Genomic DNA, 17685 nt, shown 5'->3' on the forward strand with positions numbered 1-17685 from the left:
CCGCAATCGGGGGCAAGCCCCCTCCCACATTGGATAGCCTTGCATTTTCAGACGCGGAACTGATCCATCAACCCTTGCTGCTGATTCGCCAGGCTGTTCAACGCCTGGCTCACCCGCGCCGATTCGTTGGCCTGCTCGGACAGTGACTCGGTCACATCGCGAATGGTCGCCACGTTGCTGTTGATCTCCTCGGCCACCGCGCTTTGCTCTTCGGCGGCGCTGGCGATCTGCAGGTTCATGTCGCTGATCACCGTTACCGCATCGCCGATCTGGCGCAGGGCGGTCACCGCCTGTCCGACCTGTTCGACGCTGCCCTGGGCCTGGCGGTAGCTGTTGCCCATGGCGCCGACCACGTCGGTGGTGCCGCTTTGCAGGTGCTCGATGACCAGGCGGGTTTCTTCCACCGATTCCTGGGTCCGTCGCGCCAGGTTGCGCACTTCATCGGCCACTACCGCAAAGCCACGCCCGGCTTCACCGGCGCGGGCTGCTTCGATGGCGGCGTTGAGCGCCAACAGGTTGGTCTGCTCGGCAATGCCGCGGATCACTTCCAGCACCGAGCCGATTTTTTCACTGTTGGCCGCCAAACCTTCGACCTGGGACATGGCCGTGCTCATGTCCGCCGCCAACTCCCCGATGTTGCGGGTGGTTTGATCGATCACGGTGAGGCCGTCGCGGGTGGCCTGGTCGGCATCGCGTGCGGCCTGGGCCGCTTGCGCCGCACTGCGGGCCACGTCCTGGGCGGTGGCGCTCATTTCGTGCGAGGCGGTGGCCACCTGGTCGACCTGGCGGTACTGCTGCTCCATGCCGGCGCTGGTTTCAGTGGCAATTGCGGCGGACTGGTCGGCGGTGCCACGGGCGTCCTGCACCGAGCGTTTGACCTCGGCGATGATCGGTTGCAGCTTGTCGAGGAAGCGATTGAACCATCCAGCCAATTGGCCCAGCTCGTCCTGTTTGTCGTAGGCCAGGCGCCGGGTCAGGTCGCCTTCGCCGCTGGCGATGTCTTCGAGCATGTGCGCCACGCCGAGGATCGGCCGGGTCACGCTACGTGCCATCAACCACACCAGGATCAAGCCGACCACGGCGGCCAGCAGGCCCAGGCTCAGCTCCAGCAGGGTGCCCTTGGCATTGTCGGCATCCAGTCGGGTTTTCAGCGCTTCGGCGGGGGCCACCAGGACCTTCTCCGGCACATCCAGCAGCACGCCCCACGGCTTGCCGTCCGGGATCGGTGCGAACGGCGCGAGCACCTTGAGCTGGTGATCGGTGCGCAGGCTGCGGATCTGCGAGCTGCCGGCCAGGGCGCTGATCAACTGTGCGCCGCTGGCGGTGTCGACCTGGTCCAGGCGCTGGCTGAGTTTGCTGGCGTCGGGGCTGTAGCCGGCGAGCAAACCGGTCGGGCTGAGGATGCTGACCTGGGTCTGGCCGTCATACAGCTTGTGGCTGGCCTGCTGGCTCACGGCCTGCAGGCTGTTGAGGTTGATGTCCACCGACAGCGAGGCGATGACTTTGCCGTTGGCCATCAACGGGAAGACAATGCTGGTCATCAGCACGTTTTGCCCGTTGATCGTGTAGAAGTACGGTTCGATCACACATGGCTTGAGCGTGGTGCGCGGGCAGGTGAACCAGGCATTGGCCTTTTCGCCGCTGGGGCCGACGCGGGTGTCGGACATGTCGCTTTCCGGCAGTGCCATTGACTCCAGCTTGCCGGGTGTCGGCTGCGACCAGTACAGGGCGAAGCGCCCCTTGTCGTTACTGCCCAACTCTGCCTGGCCGGCGAACAGCTCATCCTTGCCGTCCAGCGCATTGGCTTCGAACACCAGGGACAGACCGAGCAGATCCGGGTTGGCCTGCAACGCGGCCTTGACCTGGCGGGTCAGGTCTTCGCGGGTGTCGAAGGCGTCGAGAAAGCGCTTCTCGGCCTGCTCGCGCAGGAACAGTACCTGGCGGGAAAAACCATGGCCGTACTGATAGGCGTCCATGAACTGGCGACGGATGCCCAGCGCCTGCACCTCACCCTGGGCTTCGATGCGCGCCTGGGCGGCTTCATCCAGCATCTGCATGCTCGAGGCCTTGACCTGCTGCGAGCTCTGCGCCATGCGATACAGCGACAGACCCACCAGCAGGGTCACGATTCCCAGCAGGCACAAGCCAGCGAGCAGGGTGATTTTCCATTGAATGGAGAGCTGCCTGAGCGACATCGGTACATCCTTACCTGAAAACACAGAGAGCCCCTGTATCGGCGGTTTCAGTTTTTTCTTTATTCAAACGATCGATTTAAACCTGAAAGCGGCGCCGTTTTTTGACATGCGCGCCCGCCTGCTGCAAAGTGCGCGCCCTCTAATAAGACCTCCTTCAAGCCTGCACGCCGGTTGCCGCCCAATGGCCGCCCGGGCGCGGGCATGCCTGTTTTTTTATGTTTTTTGCTTGAGGTAACCATGATTAACGCAGTCATTGCCGCGGTCGGTACCATGCTGGTGCTCAGCCTGTCCCGCGTGCATGTGGTCATCGCCATCATCCTCGGCGCCCTGGTGGGCGGCCTGACCGGTGGCCTGGGGATCGAGGCCACGCTCAAGGCCTTCAATGGCGGCTTGGGTGGAGGGGCGACGGTGGCGTTGTCCTACGCCTTGCTCGGCGCTTTCGCCGTGGCGATTGCCAAGTCCGGCCTGGCTCACGCGCTGGCCGACAAGGCCCTGCTGCTGGTAGACCGCCAGGAAGCCAGCGGTGGCAGCCACGTCAAATGGCTGCTGATCGGCCTGCTCTGGGTGGTGGCGATTGCCTCGCAGAACATCCTGCCGATCCACATCGCGTTCATTCCATTGCTGGTGCCGCCGCTGCTGTACGTGCTGACCAAGCTGCAACTGGACCGCCGCCTCATCGCCTGCGTGATGACCTTCGGCCTGATCACGCCGTACATGTTCCTGCCGGTAGGCTTCGGCAATATCTTCCTCAACCAGATCCTGCTGGCCAACGTGGCCAAGAGCGGCGTGGACATCAGCCAGGTCAACGTCACTCACGCCATGAGCCTGCCAGCGCTGGGCATGGTCGTCGGCCTGCTGGTGGCGGTGTTCATCAGCTACCGCAAGAAACGTGTGTACGACCTGGAGAAGATCGAGCGGGTCGAGCAGGTGGCGGTGCAGTACAACCCACTGACCCTGCTGGTAGCCGGACTGGCGATTGCCTCGGCGTTCATCATTCAGCTGTGGCTGGACTCGATGATCATTGGCGCCCTGGCCGGGTTCCTGATCTTCTCGGTGTCGGGCATCGTGCGCTGGCGCGACACCGACGACCTGTTCACCGAAGGCATGAAGATGATGGCGATGATCGGCTTCATCATGATCGCCGCCTCGGGCTTTGCCGAAGTGCTCAAGGCCACCGGCGATGTGCGTTCGCTGGTGGAAACCTCGGCAGCCTTCATCGGCCATAGCCGTGGGGTAGGGGCGTTGTTGATGCTGCTGGTGGGGCTGTTGGTGACCATGGGCATCGGCTCGTCGTTTTCCACCGTGCCGATCCTCGCGGCGATCTTTGTGCCGCTGTGCGTGCAACTGGGTTTCAGCCCCATGGCCATCGTGTGCATCGTCGGCACGGCCGGTGCCTTGGGTGATGCCGGATCGCCGGCCTCGGACTCGACCCTGGGGCCCACCTCCGGCCTGAACATCGACGGCCAGCATCACCACATCTGGGACACCGTGGTGCCGACCTTTCTGCACTACAACCTCCCGTTGCTGGCATTCGGCTGGCTGGCTGCCATGATCCTCTGACCGCAGCGGGCTTACTACAGAAACTTCCTACGCGGCCGTTAACCTCTCAAGTCGCCACTAATAAGAGAGAAAACCCATGCGTCTGAGCCTCAAGGCCAAAGTCCTGTCCCTCGCCGTAGTGCCGGTGCTGTTGTTTGCCGTGGTCATCAGCCTGACCACCGTATGGATCCTGCAGGGTCAGGCGCGCAATGAGGTGGAAGAGACCCGCCAGCGCCTGCTCAACGACGCCAAGGCCACCCTGCAAAGCTACGTCGAAGTGGCCATGACCACCATCAAGCCGCTCTACGACGCGGCAGCCCCCGGTGATACCGCGGCGCGCGCCGAGGTGGTCAAGCTGCTGTCCAACACCAGTTACGGCAAGGACGGCTATTTCTTCGGCTATGACTCCGAGACCATCCGCCTGTTCAAGGGCAACAGCCCCGACGGCGTGGGCAAGAGCTTCAAGGACAACCGCGACCCCAACGGGGTGTACGTCAACCGCGACCTGGTCAAGGTCGGCAAGGACGGCACCCATTACCTGCAATACAGCTCGACCCAACCGGGCCAGACCGAACTGGTGCCAAAGATGGGCTACACCGAATACCTGCCCAAGTGGGACATGGTCATCGGTACCTCGGTGAACCTGGACGGCATCGAAGCCCGGGTGGCGGTGGTCGAGGCCAAGGTCGAGAAACGCATGGAAGGCGTGCTGCTGAGCATCCTCGGCGTGGCCGTGGTGGTGCTGCTGGTGATCGCCGCCGTGGGCATGCTGCTGGCCAATACCATCCTGCGTCCGCTGCACCTGATGAAAGCCAACCTCGACGATATCGCGGCCGGTGAAGGCGACCTGACCCGCCGCCTGGCCATCACCAGCCAGGACGAGCTGGGCGATCTTGCGGGCGCGTTCAACCGGTTTGTCGACAAGATCCACGGCCTGGTGCGCCAGATCACCGAGATGACAGGCCAACTCACCGGCCTGGTCAGCCAGGTGTCCGAGCAGGCCCAGCGCTCCGAACAGGCCATGGAGCGCCAGCGCCATGAGACCGACCAGGTTGCCACGGCGATCAACCAGATGTCCTCGGCCGCCCAGGAAGTGGCGCGCAGTGCCCAGGGCGCGTCGGTCGCGGCCCAGCAGACCGACGCCGAAGGCCAGGCCGCCAAGCGCGTGGTGGATGGCAGCATCGCGCAGATCCATGCGCTGGTGAACGACATCCGCAGCAGCGGCGTGTCCCTCGACAGCCTGCAGCAGGACGTGGCCTCCATCGTCAGTGTGCTCAGCGTGATCCGCTCCATCGCCGAACAGACCAACCTGCTTGCGCTCAACGCCGCGATTGAAGCCGCGCGGGCCGGGGAGGCCGGGCGTGGGTTTGCGGTGGTGGCCGACGAAGTGCGCGCCCTGGCCAGCCGTACCCAGACCAGCACCCAGGAAATCCAGGGCATGATCGACCGCCTGCAAAAAGGCACCGAAGCCGCGGTGGACGCCATGCGCCGCTCCAGCGACGCTGGCGACGGCACCTCGGCCCAGGCCAACCAAGCCGGCGCGTCCCTGGACACCATGGCGCAGTTGATCGGCACCATCAATTCGATGAACGCCCAGATCGCCAGCGCCGCCGAAGAGCAGACTGCCGTCGCCGAAGAGATCAACCGCAGCGTGCATCAGATTGCCGTGGCGGTGGACAGCGTGGCCGACGAGACCCAGCTGGGCGCCCAGACCTCCCGCAGCCTCGCGGACCTGGGCCAGCGCCTGGGGCAGCTGGTCGGCCAGTTCAGGATCTAGCGCTGAGGGGCTGGGCGGCGATGCGCTAGAGGTCGCGCATCAGCAAGCCGAAGCGCAGGTCCATCGCCGCCGGAAGTGGCAGGTACACCGTGTGCCCATCTCCCGGCGCGACCTCGATGGCGTCGCCGTTGGCGTTGTGCAGGGTGGCCAGGTCGAAGTGGAAGTTGCCGGCGGGGGTCATCAATTCCAGGTGATTGCCCACGGCGAAGCGGTTCTTCACCTTGACCTCGGCCAGTTCGCCCCGGCGCTCGCCGGTCAGTTCGCCAACGAACTGCTGGCGCTCCGACACCGAGCTGCCGTTCTGGTAGTTCTGGTACTCATCGTGCACATGCCGGCGCAGGAACCCTTCGGTGTAGCCACGCTGGGCCAGGGATTCGAGGTTGGTCATCAGGCTGCGGTCGAAGACACGACCGGCCACCGCATCGTCGATGGCCTGGCGATACACCTGGGTGGTGCGCGCGCAATAGAAGTGCGACTTGGTGCGGCCCTCGATCTTCAGCGAGTGCACGCCCATGTGGGTCAGGCGCTCCACGTGCTGCACCGCGCGCAGGTCCTTGGCGTTCATGATGTAGGTGCCGTGTTCGTCTTCGAAGGCCGGCATCTGTTCATCGGGGCGGTTGGCTTCCTGCAACAGAAACACCTGGTCGGTCGGTGCGCCAATGCCCAGGGTCGGCTCGCAGTGCTGGACGATATCGCCGGTGGCGTTTTCCACCGCCGGGGTCGCCTGGTATTTCCAGCGACACGCATTGGTGCAGGTGCCCTGGTTGGCATCACGCTTGTTCATGTAGCCCGAGAGCAGGCAGCGCCCGGAATAGGCCATGCACAGGGCGCCGTGCACAAACACTTCCAGCTCCATGGCCGGCACCTGTTGGCGGATTTCATCGATTTCTTCCAGGGACAACTCCCGCGACAGGATCACCCGGCAGATCCCTTGCTGCTGCCAGAACTCGACGCTGGCCCAGTTCACCGTATTGGCCTGCACCGACAGGTGGATCGGCATCTGCGGGAAGTGCCGGCGCACCAGCATGATCAGCCCGGGATCAGACATGATCAGCGCATCCGGGCCCATGGCGATCACCGGGGCGAGGTCCTTGAGGAAGGTCTTCAACTTGGCGTTGTGCGGCGCAATGTTCACCACCACGTAGAAACGCTTGCCCAGGGCATGGGCTTCCTGGATGCCGAGGGCCAGGTTGGCGTGGTCGAACTCGTTGTTGCGTACCCGCAGGCTGTAGCGCGGTTGGCCGGCATACACCGCATCGGCGCCATAGGCGAAGGCGTAGCGCATGTTTTTCAGGGTGCCGGCAGGGGCGAGCAGTTCGGGGGCGAGGATGGGAGGCATGGGCACGGGTCGCAAAAGGTCGCGAAGGTAGCCGAGCGGCGAGGGCGGTTCATTGATCCAGATCGTGCTTTGCGCATTTTTGTATCGCTGTGTATCGACGGGGGCTGTGGATACGTATCGATTTATCCGCACGGTTTTCCGACACAGGCGCGATACCTCATCCGGTCTTAATGGGCTCCCCGTATCCATAAGGTGATCACCATGCTCTTCGTCGCATTCCTGGGCGGCATCCTGACCGTCCTCAGCCCTTGCATCCTGCCGGTGGTGCCGTTTCTGTTCGCCGGTGTCGACCGCAGTCGTCGTTCGATCCTGTTGACCCTCGGCGGCATGGTGCTGACCTTCGCGCTGGTTTCCAGCCTGGCGGTGGTCAGCTCGGAGTGGGTGATACAGGCCAATAACACCGGCCGCCATGTGGCGCTGATCGTCATGGGGCTGTTTGCGCTGTCGCTGATCTCGGCGCGGTTCGGTGGCTGGCTGGCGCGGCCGTTCGTGTTGTTGGGCAACCGTATCGATCCTGACAGCCGTGCGCTGTCCGGTCCGCTCAAGTCGCTCATGATCGGTGTCGCCACAGGCCTGCTGTGGGCACCGTGCGCCGGGCCGATCCTGGGTGTGATCCTGACCGGTGCGATGCTGCAAGGCGCCAATGCGCAGACCAGTCTGTTGCTGCTGGCCTACGGGCTGGGTAGTGCGCTGTCCCTGGGCACCCTGATCGTTGCCGGGCGCGGCCTGGTCAATCGACTCAAGGCCTCCATTCCGCTGACCGGTTGGCTGCGCCGTGGGGCAGGGGTAGCGGTACTGGCCGCGGCCGTGGTGATTTCTACCGGTGCTGACAAGACCCTGCTCGCCGGCACCTCGTCCGAAGGCGTCAGCCGCCTGGAAAAAGGGCTGCTGGAAAACGTGCCCAAGGTGGTGGATTACGTGGTGAGCAAGGTCAAGGCCGACCCGCAGGACAATGCACGGGGCGCCATGCCGTCGCTGGGCGGCGCGGTCGAGTGGCTCAATTCACCTGAACTGACCCGCGAATCCTTGAAAGGCAAGGTGGTGCTGGTGGATTTCTGGACCTACGACTGCATCAACTGCCAGCACACCCTGCCGTACGTGAAGGCCTGGGCGAAAAAGTACGCGCAGGACGGCCTGGTAGTGATCGGCGTGCATACCCCGGAATACGGCTACGAGCGCATCATCGGCAACGTCAAGGAGCAGGTGCGCAAGTTGGGTATTACGTACCCGGTGGCGATCGACAACAACTACGCGATCTGGCGCCGCTTCGATAACCAGTACTGGCCCGCCCATTACCTGATCGACGCCAACGGGCAGGTGCGCGACACGCATTTTGGTGAAGGCCGGTACGAGGCCCAGGAGCAGATGATCCAGACGTTGTTGAATGAGGCCAAGGCCACGCAGTGATAGGGTCTACGCTTGTTCGATAACCAACGGCACTCCCAGGAATCGCTGCGGACTAAGCAACAGGGCCTATACCGGCCCTGTGCTTTTCTGACATGGACCGGACATGAATCAAACCAACCTGCAATTCAAGACCCTGCTGTTGTTGCTGGGCCTGGTGACCGTCGCGTTTATCTGGATATTGCTGCCGTTCTACGGCGCCGTGTTCTGGGCGGTGATCCTCGGCATCATCTTTGCCCCGATGCAGCGCCGCCTGCAGCAGCGCTTTGGCTGGAACCGCAATTTCACTTCCCTGGCGACCTTGAGCGCCTGCCTGGTCATCGCGATCCTGCCGGTGATCATCACCAGTGCCTTGCTGGTGCAAGAGGGGGCGACGCTCTACAAGAACATCGAGAGCGGCAAGCTGGACGTGGCCGGGTATATCGAGCAGTTCAAGAACGTGTTGCCGCCGTACTTCCAGCACCTGCTGGACCGCTTCGGCATGGGCAACCTGGAGGCCCTGCGCGAGAAAATCGTCAAGAGCGCGATGCAGGGCAGCCAGTTCTTTGCGACCCAGGCGTTCAGCTTCGGCCAGGGCACGTTTGATTTCCTGGTGAGCTTTTTCATCATGCTGTACTTGCTGTTCTTCCTGCTGCGCGATGGCCCGGAGCTGGTGCGCAAGGTGCGCACGGCGGTGCCACTGGCCGAGCCGCAGAAGCGGCGGTTGCAGCTCAAGTTCAACCGGGTGGTGCGCGCCACGGTCAAGGGCAATGTGCTGGTGGCGGTAACCCAGGGTGCGCTGGGCGGGCTGATTTTCTGGTTCCTGGACATTCCCAGTGCGTTGCTCTGGGCGGTGCTGATGGCGTTTCTGTCGTTGCTGCCGGCCGTGGGCGCCGGGATTGTGTGGGGCCCGGTGGCCGTTTACTTCCTGCTGAGCGGTGCGATCTGGCAGGGCGTGGTGCTGGGGCTGTTCGGCGTGTTTGTGATCGGCTTGGTGGACAATGTGCTGCGCCCGATCCTGGTGGGCAAGGACACCAAGATGCCGGACTACCTGATCCTGATCTCGACCCTGGGCGGTCTGTCGGTGTTTGGCCTCAATGGTTTTGTGATCGGGCCGCTGGTGGCGGCGCTGTTCATGTCCAGTTGGGCGTTGTTTGTGGAGAGCAAGCCGCGAGTCAAACTGCCATTGCCCTGACCTCAGGCGTGGAGCCTGAAGTTCGATACGTGTTGCAGTTGTTTTTCGGCATCCGACAGGGATGTCAGTGGGCCGCTGATGGCTTCACCATCGCGTACCAGGTACCAGCAGGCGAGAAGACCCGACTTGCGAAGCGGGGCGGGGACGGCGCTGCCGATGACGGACATGATTTGTACAGTGGGCATAAAGACCTCCAATCGCTATGGGGGTCACTTTACGGGGCGGGCTGGCGCAGGAAAAATCACCCGTCTCGATAGTCGACATCGACGCGAGGCGTCAGTCCACGACCTGATCGAGCATGTTCACCACTTCCTGCTCACTGAGCAGCCCCTTGCGCACCAGGTTTTCCGCGAGCAACGCGAGGAACTTGGCGCTGCGGTGGCCTTCCAGGTGCTTGAGTTCCGTGAGGGCGCTGTAGACCTTGCTCGACGTACAGAGGCCGGCGGCGCGGTGCGGGTTTTGCGTGGGCATGGTCAGTCGTCCTTGTTGTTATGGGTGGACAGTCTCGATAGTGGGAGTGTTTCGTGACACAAACATGACAGCGCAAGGCCTGTTCGGGCAAGTAGACATTGGTGTTGATGATGTGCGATTGCGCGCAGGGCATTGTCCTCAGAGCGACCTTGACGCCATGAATCCGGACTTTCCAGGCAAAAAAAGGCCCCGCAATCACGCGAGGCCTGTTTTAGACGATGCGGTTACCAGCCGCGACCGTAGTAACCGTGGGGAGGGCCGTAGTAGCCGCGTGGTGGCCCGTAATAGCCACGCGGTGGGCCGTAATAGACCGGCGTCGGGCGGTAGTAAACCTGTTGCTGCACATACACCGGCGGTGGCGGTGCGTAATAAACCGGCGGCGGAGCGGCATATACCGGCTGCGGTTGCACATAAACCGGCTGCTGCACATAGACCTCACGCGGTTGGCTGGCAACCACGGAGCCCACGACTGCAGCGCCGACTAAAGCACCCAATACAGCCGGGCCACCCCAACCACCACCGTGGGCGGAGGCTTGGCCTGCCATCGCGAGTGCGCCAACCAGCAAGGCGATCTTGGGGATTGTACGAATCATGGTCATTCCTCGGTTAGCCCCAGCGCTTGTGGTCTGCAATCAATAGACTCAAGTAATGTCGCGGGGATACTTTTAAGACAACGTATTTCTGAAAAACAGCACAGCCGCTAGGTAAAGGTTGTGTAAGGTCTGTACCGATTTGCTTACTCAAAGGAGTTACCCATGCAGATGCACCCCAACAAGGACACCCAACTGTGCATGTCGCTGTCGGCGCGCCCCGGGAATTTCGGCCTGCGCTTTCATAACCATCTGTACGAACAGCTGGGCCTGAACTTCTACTATAAAGCCTTCAGCAGCCGGGATTTGCCCGGCGCGATCGGTGGTATCCGGGCGCTGGGGGTACGCGGTTGCGGGGTTTCCATGCCGTTCAAGGAAGCCGCCATTGCCTTGGTGGACGAGCTCGACGATTCGGTTCAAGCCATCGACTCCCTGAACACCATCGTCAACACCGATGGGCACCTCAAGGCCTACAACACCGACTACATCGCCATCGAACAGTTACTCAAGAAGCACGCGGTGCCAAAGGACTCGACCTTCGCCCTGCGTGGCAGCGGCGGCATGGCCAAGGCCGTGGCCAGTGCCTTGCGCGATGGTGGCTACGCCAAGGGCGTGATCGTGGCGCGCAACGAGACTGCGGGCCGGGCGCTGGCGCAGAACTTGGGGTATGAATGGCTGGCCGAACTGGGCGACCTGCGCCCACAGATGCTGATCAACGTGACGCCCATCGGCATGACGGGCGGGCCTGAGGCAGATGCGTTGGCCTTCGATGCCGAAGCGGTGGATGTTGCCGAGACGATCTTCGATGTGGTGGCGATCCCCGCTGAAACGCCGTTGATCGTGCGTGGACGTGCCAAGGGTAAACGCGTGATTACCGGGCTCGAAGTGATTGCGATCCAGGCGCTTGAGCAGTTTGTGCTCTATACCGGGGTGCGACCGACGCCGGAGCAGTTCGCCAAAGCCGTGGCGTTCGCCCGAACCTGAAGAACCCTGAATATCATATGTGGGAGGGGGCTTGCCCCCGATAGCGGTAGCTCAACAATGAAATTATTGACTGGCACACCGTCATCGGGGGCAAGCCCCCTCCCACATTTTTTCCGCGTTACAGCGGTTCCAATTTGGCCAGCCGTTCTTCCAACAGTGCAATCCGCGCTTCGAGTTCTTCGATGCGTTCGACAGACACGCCACCGACACCCCCGCGCTCCATCGGATTGCCTCGCGCCGCGATAATCGCCTCGATATCCTGCGGATCGCCCAATGCATGGGTATAACGATCTTCGCGCTGGCCGGCCTGGCGCGGCACCAGCAACGCCAGTCCCCGCGCAATCAGGCGTTCCAGCTGGTGCACGACCTGCTCGGCATCTTCGAAATCGTGCATGCGCCCGCTGCGGGTCAGCAACTCATTGACGGTCTGCGGCCCGCGTAGAAACAGCAGCCCGGTCAGGATCACCTGGGCCGGCACCAGTTCCAGCGCCTTGTCCACGCGGTGTTCCCAGCGGTCGGCGCGGCTGCCCATCACCAGGCGGGTGAAACCCTGGCCTTCGAGTGCGCGCAAGCTCTGGCCGACCTGGCCCGGGCTCAGGTTCATGACCGGCTCGCGGCTGGTCTTCTGGTTGCAGGCCAGCACCAGGGCGTTGAGGGTCAAGGGGTAGGTTTCCGGGTTGGTCGCCTGTTTTTCGATGAGGCAGCCCAGGATGCGGATTTCCGTGCTGTTCAGGCGCGGCTCAGGGGTGTCGGTGTCGTGCTCGGCGGTCATCGCGCGTTCCCTATGCAGTGGAGGCCCTTAGCGTAATCCTGAAAAATTAAAAGACAAGCGCCTGGCATGTCTATAATCGCCGCTGGTTCAAACCGTGCCATAACCATGAGACTGCCATGACTATTTCCCTGTACGCCGCCTCCATCCCGGTCTTCAAGCAAATGCTCACCGCCCTGAGCGGTGTGTTGACCAAGGCCGAAGCCCATGCCAGCGCCAAGAACATCGAACCGAACGCCTTGCTGCAAGCGCGCCTGTTCCCGGACATGTTCCAACTGGTGCGCCAGGTGCAGATCGCCGTCGACTTCGCCAAGGGGGTTTCCGCGCGCCTTGCCGAGATCGAAGTGCCTAAGTACGAAGACAGCGAAGTGACCTTCGCCGACCTGCAAGCGCTGATCGCCAAGGTTTTGGCCTTTGTCGACACCATCACCCCGGAGCAGATCGACGGCAAGGAAGGTATCGAGATCGTCACTCGCCCTGGCACGCCGAAAGAGAAGCGCTTCAGCGGCCAGTCCTACCTGCTGACCTACGGCCTGCCGCAGTTCTTCTTCCACGTCACCACCGCTTACGCGCTGCTGCGCCATAACGGCGTGGAAGTGGGCAAGCGCGATTACATGGGCGCTTTCTAAGCACGCATAAAAAAACCGGGACGATTCCTAAAGGAACCGTCCCGGTTTTTTTGTGCGCGACTGTTAAGCCGGCTGTTCTTCCTTGCCCAGGCAAGCGGCGGCGGTGAACAGCACATCGGTGGACGAATTGAGCGCGGTTTCCGCCGAATCCTGCAACACACCGATGATGAAACCGACGGCCACCACCTGCATCGCAATCTCACTGGGAATGCCGAACAGGCTGCACGCCAGCGGAATCAGCAACAACGAACCGCCGGCCACGCCGGAAGCGCCGCACGCACAGATGGCCGCGACCACGCTGAGCAGTACCGCAGTGGGCAGGTCGACGGCAATGCCCAGGGTGTGCACGGCGGCCAGGGTCAGCACGGTGATGGTGATCGCCGCGCCGGCCATGTTGATGGTGGCACCGAGCGGGATCGACACCGAGTAGGTGTCTTCATGCAGGCCCAGGCGTTTGCTCAATGCGAGGTTCACCGGGATATTTGCTGCCGAACTGCGGGTGAAGAATGCGGTGATGCCGCTTTCGCGCAGGCACATCAGCACCAGCGGGTAGGGGTTGCGGCGCAGTTTCCAGAACACGATGGCCGGGTTGATCACCAGCGCCACGAACAGCATGCAGCCGATCAGCACCACCAGCAGGTGGGCGTAGCCGAGCAGGGCGCCGAAGCCGGAAGTGGCCAGGGTCGAGGCAACCAGGCCGAAAATGCCCAGCGGTGCAAAGCGGATCACCACGCGCACGATCAGGGTCACGCCGTTGGACAGGTCTTCCAGCACCGCCCGCGTGGTCGGCGCCGCGTGGCGAATGGCAATGCCCATGCCGATGGCCCACGCCAGGATGCCGATGAAGTTGGCATTCATCAGCGCGCTGATCGGGTTGTCCACCACGCTCAGCAAGAGGCTCTGCAACACTTCGCCGATGCCGCCGGGCGCGGTCACCGCTGCGTCATGGGTCGCCAGCACCAGCGAAGAGGGGAACCACATGCTCGCAACTACCGCCACCACCGCGGCGGCAAAGGTGCCCAGCAGGTACAGGAACAGAATCGGCTTGATATGGGTTTCCTGGCCATGTTTATGGTTGGCGATGGATGCCATCACCAGCACAAACACCAGGATCGGTGCGACGGCCTTGAGTGCCGCGACGAATACCTTGCCGATGAACCCGGTAGCCTTGGCCGCCTCGGGCAATAGCAAGGCCAACAGGATGCCGGCGATCAGGCCGATGACGATTTGCGTGACCAGGCTGACGCGGGCCAGTCGTTGCAGGAGAGAGGGGGCAGCAGTCATAAACACTTGTCTCTGGTTTTTTTTAGGGCGCAGCTACTGACTCGGAAAGGGCTGTAGGACGCGGATCGCGAAGTCTAGCATGCTGTGGGAAAAGTCCCTGGCTGTGCGGCATTGCGTCACCCGCTTGCCCAGGCCTTGGCCAAATCCGGACATACTCTGTTAAGATTCTGTCCTCTCATCTTTCCTCTCTGTCAGCGGGCCCTTCGGGCTGTCGTTGATGTCGTCGTTTCTGGAGTTTTCATGTTGTTTCCCATCCTGCTGCTGTCGGCCGCCGGCTTTACCGTGCTGACCACAGAGTTCGTGATCGTCGGCCTGTTGCCGTCCATCGCCCGCGACTTGAACGTCACTGTGTCCCAGGCCGGGCTGCTGGTGACCTTGTTCGCATTTACCGTGGCGGCGTTTGGTCCGTTTCTGACGGCGTACTGCGCACGTTTCCCACGCAAGCGCCTGTTTATCAGCATCCTGATCCTGTTCGGTGTGGCCAATACCGTGGCGGCCTTGGCACCGAATATCTGGGTGATGGCGCTGGCACGGTTGATCCCGGCGCTGGGTTTGCCAGTGTTCTGGGCCCTGGCCAGTGAAACCGCCGTGGACATCGTCGGCCCTGAGTTCGCTGGCCGAGCGATTGAAAAAATCGGCTTCGGTATTGTCTGTGCCACGGTGTTCGGCATTCCGGTGGGCACGCTGATTTCGGATATGTTCGGCTGGCGCAGCGCGTTTGCCATCCTCGCGGTGATCGCGCTGGCCAAGGCTTTGCTGCTGTTTATCTACCTGCCGGTGACCCAACCGAAGAACGATGAAGTGACGTTGCGCTCGCAGTTCAAGATCCTGCGCAACCCGCTGATGCAGGGGCATATCCTGCTGTCGATCCTGGTGTTCAGCGGCATGTTCACCGCCTACACCTACCTGGCGGACATCCTCGAGCGCCTGGCCGGGTTCGACGGTACGCTGGTGGGCTGGTGCCTGATGGGCTTCGGTGCGGTCGGTCTGATTGGCAATTCGCTGGGCGGGCGTGCGGTGGATCGTCACCCGTTGATCGCCTCCATGGTGTTCTGCGGCTTCATGATCGCAGGCATGGTGGCGCTGGTCCCGGCGATTCATTCGACCATCGGCCTGGCGGCGGCGATGGCCGTGTGGGGCGTGACCCAGGCGGCGATGTTCCTGGTCAGCCATGTGCGCCTGATGAAGGCTGCGCCCCATGCGCCGGCGTTTGCCGCGTCGCTGAACATCGCCGGGGCCAACCTGGGCATCGGCCTGGGCGCCATGGTAGGCGGGCACGTGATCGATACCCTCGGCCTGGGCAGCCTGGGCTTTGCGGCGTCCGGGTTTATCCTGGTGTCGATCCTGCTGGCGTTGTGGCTGATGACCGCCAGGCACCCGCTCGACTCCGGCGCCTGAGCCGTCAGGGCAGGGTGGTGAACAGCTCCCGCCGGGCGCCTTCGGTAATCGCCACGATGCCGGGGTGCTTGACCTTGCGCTCCACCGAGATCGCGTAGAAAGACTCGGTCACGGCCACGGTCTGGCCAATCAGCGCCACGCCGTACTGGCGCACCACCTCGTCGGCAATCACGCTGGGGGCGATAAAGATCCCGCTGCCGGATTGGCCGAATGCCTGCATCAAGGCGCTGTCGTCGAACTCGCCGATGATCTTCGGTTGAATCTGTTGTTCGGCAAACCAGCGCTGCAAACGGCTGCGTACCACGGTTTCCGCGCCCGGAATCAACAGCGGCGCGCCGTGCAGGCACTGTGGGAAATCCCCCCGGTGTTCGTCAGCCAACGCCTGGGTGGCGAAAAAACTGATGCCGCATTCGCCCAACTTCTGGCTGTAGCCTTTGATGTCCAGGTGCGTGGGCATGGGGCTGTCGGAAATCACCAGGTCAAGGCGCTGGATCGCCAGGTCGGCGAGCAGGCGTTCGAGTTTGTCCTCACGGCAGGTGATGCGGATCGGCTCGCTCAACTCCATGGTCGGTGCGATCAGCCGGTAGACGATGGACTTGGGCACCACGTCCGCCACGCCGACGCGGAACAGGATCTGCTGTTCGTCGGGCTGCGCGCGCAGCATGGCCTCCAGTTCATTACCGGTCTGGAACATCTGCTCGGCATAGGGCAGGGCCTGGCGCCCGGCTTCGGTCAGTTCCAGTTGGCGGCCGACCCGCTGAAACAGCGCGATACCGAAGGTTTGCTCGAGCAGGCTGATCTGCCCGCTGATGGTCTGGGGCGTGAGGTTCAACTGCTCGCACGCACGCACGATGCTGCCGGTCTTTGCCACCACCCAGAAGTAGTGCAGTTGTCGGTAATTGAGCATGGCAGCCTTCACTTCGTAAAAAACGAAGTATACGCGAGAAAAATACGAATTTTCCTGAACTGTTTGCCTGCATAGAATGCGTCGCTATCGCGGGGCCACTATTTGGACCCAAGGGTTCTAACGAGGAAGACATCATGAAACTCAATTCCCTGGGCGCGGCATCCTTGCTTGCGCTTTCATTGGTAGTGATCAGCGGTTGCGATCAGGTCGAAAAAAGCGCGCAGCAGGTACTGGGCAAGGCCACCGAATCGGCCAAGCAAGCCATCGATGACACCCACAAGGCTGCCGAACAGGCATTGAGTGAAGCGACCAACGGCCTGATCAACCCGCAGAAAAAGGATGATCAGGAAGAGAACGAAACCGAATCGAACAGTAAAGAAGCCTAATTTCCGCTCAACGTCAGGACTGACCTATGGATTACCTTTTACAACTGGCCGCCAGCCCCACCGCCTGGATTGCCCTGGCAACCCTGATCGTGATGGAGATCGTGCTGGGCATCGATAACCTGATCTTCATCTCGATCCTCACCAACAAGTTGCCGGAGAAGCATCGGGCCAAGGCGCGACGCATCGGTATCAGCATGGCGTTGGTGTTGCGGTTGGGCCTGCTCAGCACCATCGCGTTCATCGTGCAGCTGACGGCGCCGGTGTTCGAAGTGTTCGGCCAGGCGTTCTCGTGGAAGGACATGATCCTGATCGCCGGTGGCCTGTTCCTGGTGTGGAAGGCCACCACCGAAATCCATCACAGCATGGACCCGGAGCCCGAAGAGAAGGAAACCAATGCTGGCAACGTTGTGGCTATCGGTTTTGCCGCGGCCATCGGGCAGATCCTGTTGCTCGACCTGGTGTTCTCCATCGACAGCATCATCACCGCCGTGGGCATGACCGAGCACTTGCCGATCATGATCATTGCCGTGGTGACCTCGGTGATCGTGATGCTGGTGGCGGCCGAACCGCTGGCCAAGTTCATCAACGACAACCCGACCGTGGTGATGCTGGCCCTGGGCTTCCTGATCATGATTGGCATGACCCTGATCGCCGAAGGCTTCGGCGCCCATGTACCGAAAGGCTACGTGTATGCGGCCATGGCGTTCTCGGCGGCCATCGAATGCTTGAACATTGCCCGGCGTAACCGCCACCAGCGTTTGCTCGCTGCCCGCCGGTAACCGCTGAAACCAAACGGCCGGCTGCGCTCAGATGAGCCCAGCCGGCTTTTTGCTGTCTGT

17 protein-coding genes and 1 pseudogene are annotated in these 17685 nt (G+C 62.3%); 9 read left to right on the forward strand and 9 right to left on the reverse strand.

Annotated elements, in window-relative coordinates:
- Positions 1–47 precede the first annotated feature (47 nt).
- The gene (locus tag AC3WP7_RS25210) at positions 48–803 is read right to left on the reverse strand and encodes a methyl-accepting chemotaxis protein (protein WP_371914392.1); all 756 of its coding nucleotides are present in this window, start codon (positions 801–803) and stop codon (positions 48–50) included.
- Positions 804–905: 102 nt separating this feature from the next.
- Positions 906–2195: pseudogene (locus AC3WP7_RS25215) on the reverse strand (PDC sensor domain-containing protein); the annotation flags it as partial.
- Positions 2196–2435: 240 nt separating this feature from the next.
- Here AC3WP7_RS25215 and AC3WP7_RS25220 point away from each other — a divergent pair.
- Positions 2436–3755 (forward strand): Na+/H+ antiporter family protein, encoded by a 1320-nt coding sequence (locus tag AC3WP7_RS25220; RefSeq protein ID WP_172963361.1) that lies wholly within the window; start codon positions 2436–2438, stop codon positions 3753–3755.
- Positions 3756–3831: 76 nt separating this feature from the next.
- Complete coding sequence (ctpM, locus tag AC3WP7_RS25225; protein WP_092249647.1) at positions 3832–5511, forward strand: methyl-accepting chemotaxis protein CtpM; 1680 nt, start codon at positions 3832–3834, stop codon at positions 5509–5511.
- 25 nt (positions 5512–5536) lie between these two features.
- On the opposite strand, the gene trhP is transcribed toward ctpM, so the two are convergent.
- Positions 5537–6850, reverse strand: a complete 1314-nt coding sequence (trhP, locus tag AC3WP7_RS25230; RefSeq protein WP_102592943.1) for a prephenate-dependent tRNA uridine(34) hydroxylase TrhP — start codon at positions 6848–6850, stop codon at positions 5537–5539.
- A 201-nt stretch (positions 6851–7051) separates the two neighbouring features.
- Between trhP and AC3WP7_RS25235 the strand changes: the two genes are divergently transcribed.
- Both AC3WP7_RS25235 and AC3WP7_RS25240 read left to right on the forward strand, forming a co-directional pair.
- Positions 7052–8257 carry a cytochrome c biogenesis protein DipZ gene (locus AC3WP7_RS25235; protein WP_092249653.1) on the forward strand — a complete coding sequence of 402 codons (1206 nt, stop codon included), beginning with the start codon at positions 7052–7054 and terminating at the stop codon, positions 8255–8257.
- Positions 8258–8360: 103 nt separating this feature from the next.
- Positions 8361–9428 carry an AI-2E family transporter gene (locus AC3WP7_RS25240; protein ID WP_093127166.1) on the forward strand — a complete coding sequence of 356 codons (1068 nt, stop codon included), beginning with the start codon at positions 8361–8363 and terminating at the stop codon, positions 9426–9428.
- 2 nt (positions 9429–9430) lie between these two features.
- On the opposite strand, the gene AC3WP7_RS25245 is transcribed toward AC3WP7_RS25240, so the two are convergent.
- The 3 genes from AC3WP7_RS25245 to AC3WP7_RS25255 all read right to left on the reverse strand — a co-directional run bounded on the left by AC3WP7_RS25245 (position 9431) and on the right by AC3WP7_RS25255 (position 10498).
- Entirely contained in the window at positions 9431–9613 is a 183-nt protein-coding gene (locus AC3WP7_RS25245; protein WP_071489679.1) for a hypothetical protein, read from the reverse strand.
- Between the two features lie 91 nt (positions 9614–9704).
- Positions 9705–9899: a hypothetical protein gene (locus AC3WP7_RS25250; RefSeq protein ID WP_071489678.1), complete on the reverse strand. Its 195-nt coding sequence runs from the start codon at positions 9897–9899 to the stop codon at positions 9705–9707.
- Positions 9900–10123: 224 nt separating this feature from the next.
- Positions 10124–10498 (reverse strand): hypothetical protein, encoded by a 375-nt coding sequence (locus AC3WP7_RS25255; protein ID WP_102592942.1) that lies wholly within the window; start codon positions 10496–10498, stop codon positions 10124–10126.
- 156 nt (positions 10499–10654) lie between these two features.
- On the opposite strand from AC3WP7_RS25255, the gene AC3WP7_RS25260 reads away from it, so the two are divergent.
- Entirely contained in the window at positions 10655–11473 is an 819-nt protein-coding gene (locus AC3WP7_RS25260; RefSeq protein ID WP_102592941.1) for a shikimate 5-dehydrogenase, read from the forward strand.
- A gap of 118 nt (positions 11474–11591) precedes the next feature.
- Here AC3WP7_RS25260 and AC3WP7_RS25265 read toward each other — a convergent pair whose 3' ends face one another.
- Positions 11592–12245, reverse strand: coding sequence for a YceH family protein (locus tag AC3WP7_RS25265; protein WP_093513800.1), 654 nt, complete (start codon positions 12243–12245; stop codon positions 11592–11594).
- A 116-nt stretch (positions 12246–12361) separates the two neighbouring features.
- On the opposite strand from AC3WP7_RS25265, the gene AC3WP7_RS25270 reads away from it, so the two are divergent.
- On the forward strand, positions 12362–12871 hold the full coding sequence (locus AC3WP7_RS25270) for a DUF1993 domain-containing protein (protein ID WP_058425596.1): 510 nt from the start codon (positions 12362–12364) through the stop codon (positions 12869–12871).
- Positions 12872–12934: 63 nt separating this feature from the next.
- On the opposite strand, the gene sstT is transcribed toward AC3WP7_RS25270, so the two are convergent.
- Positions 12935–14155: a serine/threonine transporter SstT gene (sstT, locus tag AC3WP7_RS25275; protein ID WP_092249665.1), complete on the reverse strand. Its 1221-nt coding sequence runs from the start codon at positions 14153–14155 to the stop codon at positions 12935–12937.
- Positions 14156–14395: 240 nt separating this feature from the next.
- Between sstT and AC3WP7_RS25280 the strand changes: the two genes are divergently transcribed.
- Entirely contained in the window at positions 14396–15553 is a 1158-nt protein-coding gene (locus tag AC3WP7_RS25280) for an MFS transporter (RefSeq protein WP_092249667.1), read from the forward strand.
- Between the two features lie 4 nt (positions 15554–15557).
- Here the strand turns inward: AC3WP7_RS25280 and nhaR are convergent, their stop codons facing one another.
- Positions 15558–16460: a transcriptional activator NhaR gene (gene nhaR / locus AC3WP7_RS25285; RefSeq protein ID WP_092249669.1), complete on the reverse strand. Its 903-nt coding sequence runs from the start codon at positions 16458–16460 to the stop codon at positions 15558–15560.
- A gap of 134 nt (positions 16461–16594) precedes the next feature.
- Between nhaR and AC3WP7_RS25290 the strand changes: the two genes are divergently transcribed.
- Both AC3WP7_RS25290 and AC3WP7_RS25295 read left to right on the forward strand, forming a co-directional pair.
- Positions 16595–16846, forward strand: coding sequence for a hypothetical protein (locus AC3WP7_RS25290; protein WP_071489671.1), 252 nt, complete (start codon positions 16595–16597; stop codon positions 16844–16846).
- Positions 16847–16872: 26 nt separating this feature from the next.
- The gene (locus AC3WP7_RS25295; protein WP_092249671.1) at positions 16873–17625 is read left to right on the forward strand and encodes a TerC family protein; all 753 of its coding nucleotides are present in this window, start codon (positions 16873–16875) and stop codon (positions 17623–17625) included.
- Positions 17626–17685: the final 60 nt, after the last annotated feature.

Source organism: Pseudomonas sp. FW305-3-2-15-C-LB1, assembly GCF_058787615.1.

What these genes read in the sequence shown, in the direction of transcription:
- AC3WP7_RS25210 (WP_371914392.1), bottom strand. Translation starts at nt 803, where the DNA reads ATGGAGCAGCAGTACCGCCAGGTCGACCAGGTGGCCACCGCCTCGCAC.
- ctpM (WP_092249647.1), top strand. Translation starts at nt 3,832, where the DNA reads ATGCGTCTGAGCCTCAAGGCCAAAGTCCTGTCCCTCGCCGTAGTGCCG.
- trhP (WP_102592943.1), bottom strand. Translation starts at nt 6,850, where the DNA reads ATGCCTCCCATCCTCGCCCCCGAACTGCTCGCCCCTGCCGGCACCCTG.
- AC3WP7_RS25235 (WP_092249653.1), top strand. Translation starts at nt 7,052, where the DNA reads ATGCTCTTCGTCGCATTCCTGGGCGGCATCCTGACCGTCCTCAGCCCT.
- AC3WP7_RS25240 (WP_093127166.1), top strand. Translation starts at nt 8,361, where the DNA reads ATGAATCAAACCAACCTGCAATTCAAGACCCTGCTGTTGTTGCTGGGC.
- AC3WP7_RS25245 (WP_071489679.1), bottom strand. Translation starts at nt 9,613, where the DNA reads ATGCCCACTGTACAAATCATGTCCGTCATCGGCAGCGCCGTCCCCGCC.
- AC3WP7_RS25250 (WP_071489678.1), bottom strand. Translation starts at nt 9,899, where the DNA reads ATGCCCACGCAAAACCCGCACCGCGCCGCCGGCCTCTGTACGTCGAGC.
- AC3WP7_RS25255 (WP_102592942.1), bottom strand. Translation starts at nt 10,498, where the DNA reads ATGACCATGATTCGTACAATCCCCAAGATCGCCTTGCTGGTTGGCGCA.
- AC3WP7_RS25260 (WP_102592941.1), top strand. Translation starts at nt 10,655, where the DNA reads ATGCAGATGCACCCCAACAAGGACACCCAACTGTGCATGTCGCTGTCG.
- AC3WP7_RS25265 (WP_093513800.1), bottom strand. Translation starts at nt 12,245, where the DNA reads ATGACCGCCGAGCACGACACCGACACCCCTGAGCCGCGCCTGAACAGC.
- AC3WP7_RS25270 (WP_058425596.1), top strand. Translation starts at nt 12,362, where the DNA reads ATGACTATTTCCCTGTACGCCGCCTCCATCCCGGTCTTCAAGCAAATG.
- sstT (WP_092249665.1), bottom strand. Translation starts at nt 14,155, where the DNA reads ATGACTGCTGCCCCCTCTCTCCTGCAACGACTGGCCCGCGTCAGCCTG.
- AC3WP7_RS25280 (WP_092249667.1), top strand. Translation starts at nt 14,396, where the DNA reads ATGTTGTTTCCCATCCTGCTGCTGTCGGCCGCCGGCTTTACCGTGCTG.
- nhaR (WP_092249669.1), bottom strand. Translation starts at nt 16,460, where the DNA reads ATGCTCAATTACCGACAACTGCACTACTTCTGGGTGGTGGCAAAGACC.
- AC3WP7_RS25290 (WP_071489671.1), top strand. Translation starts at nt 16,595, where the DNA reads ATGAAACTCAATTCCCTGGGCGCGGCATCCTTGCTTGCGCTTTCATTG.
- AC3WP7_RS25295 (WP_092249671.1), top strand. Translation starts at nt 16,873, where the DNA reads ATGGATTACCTTTTACAACTGGCCGCCAGCCCCACCGCCTGGATTGCC.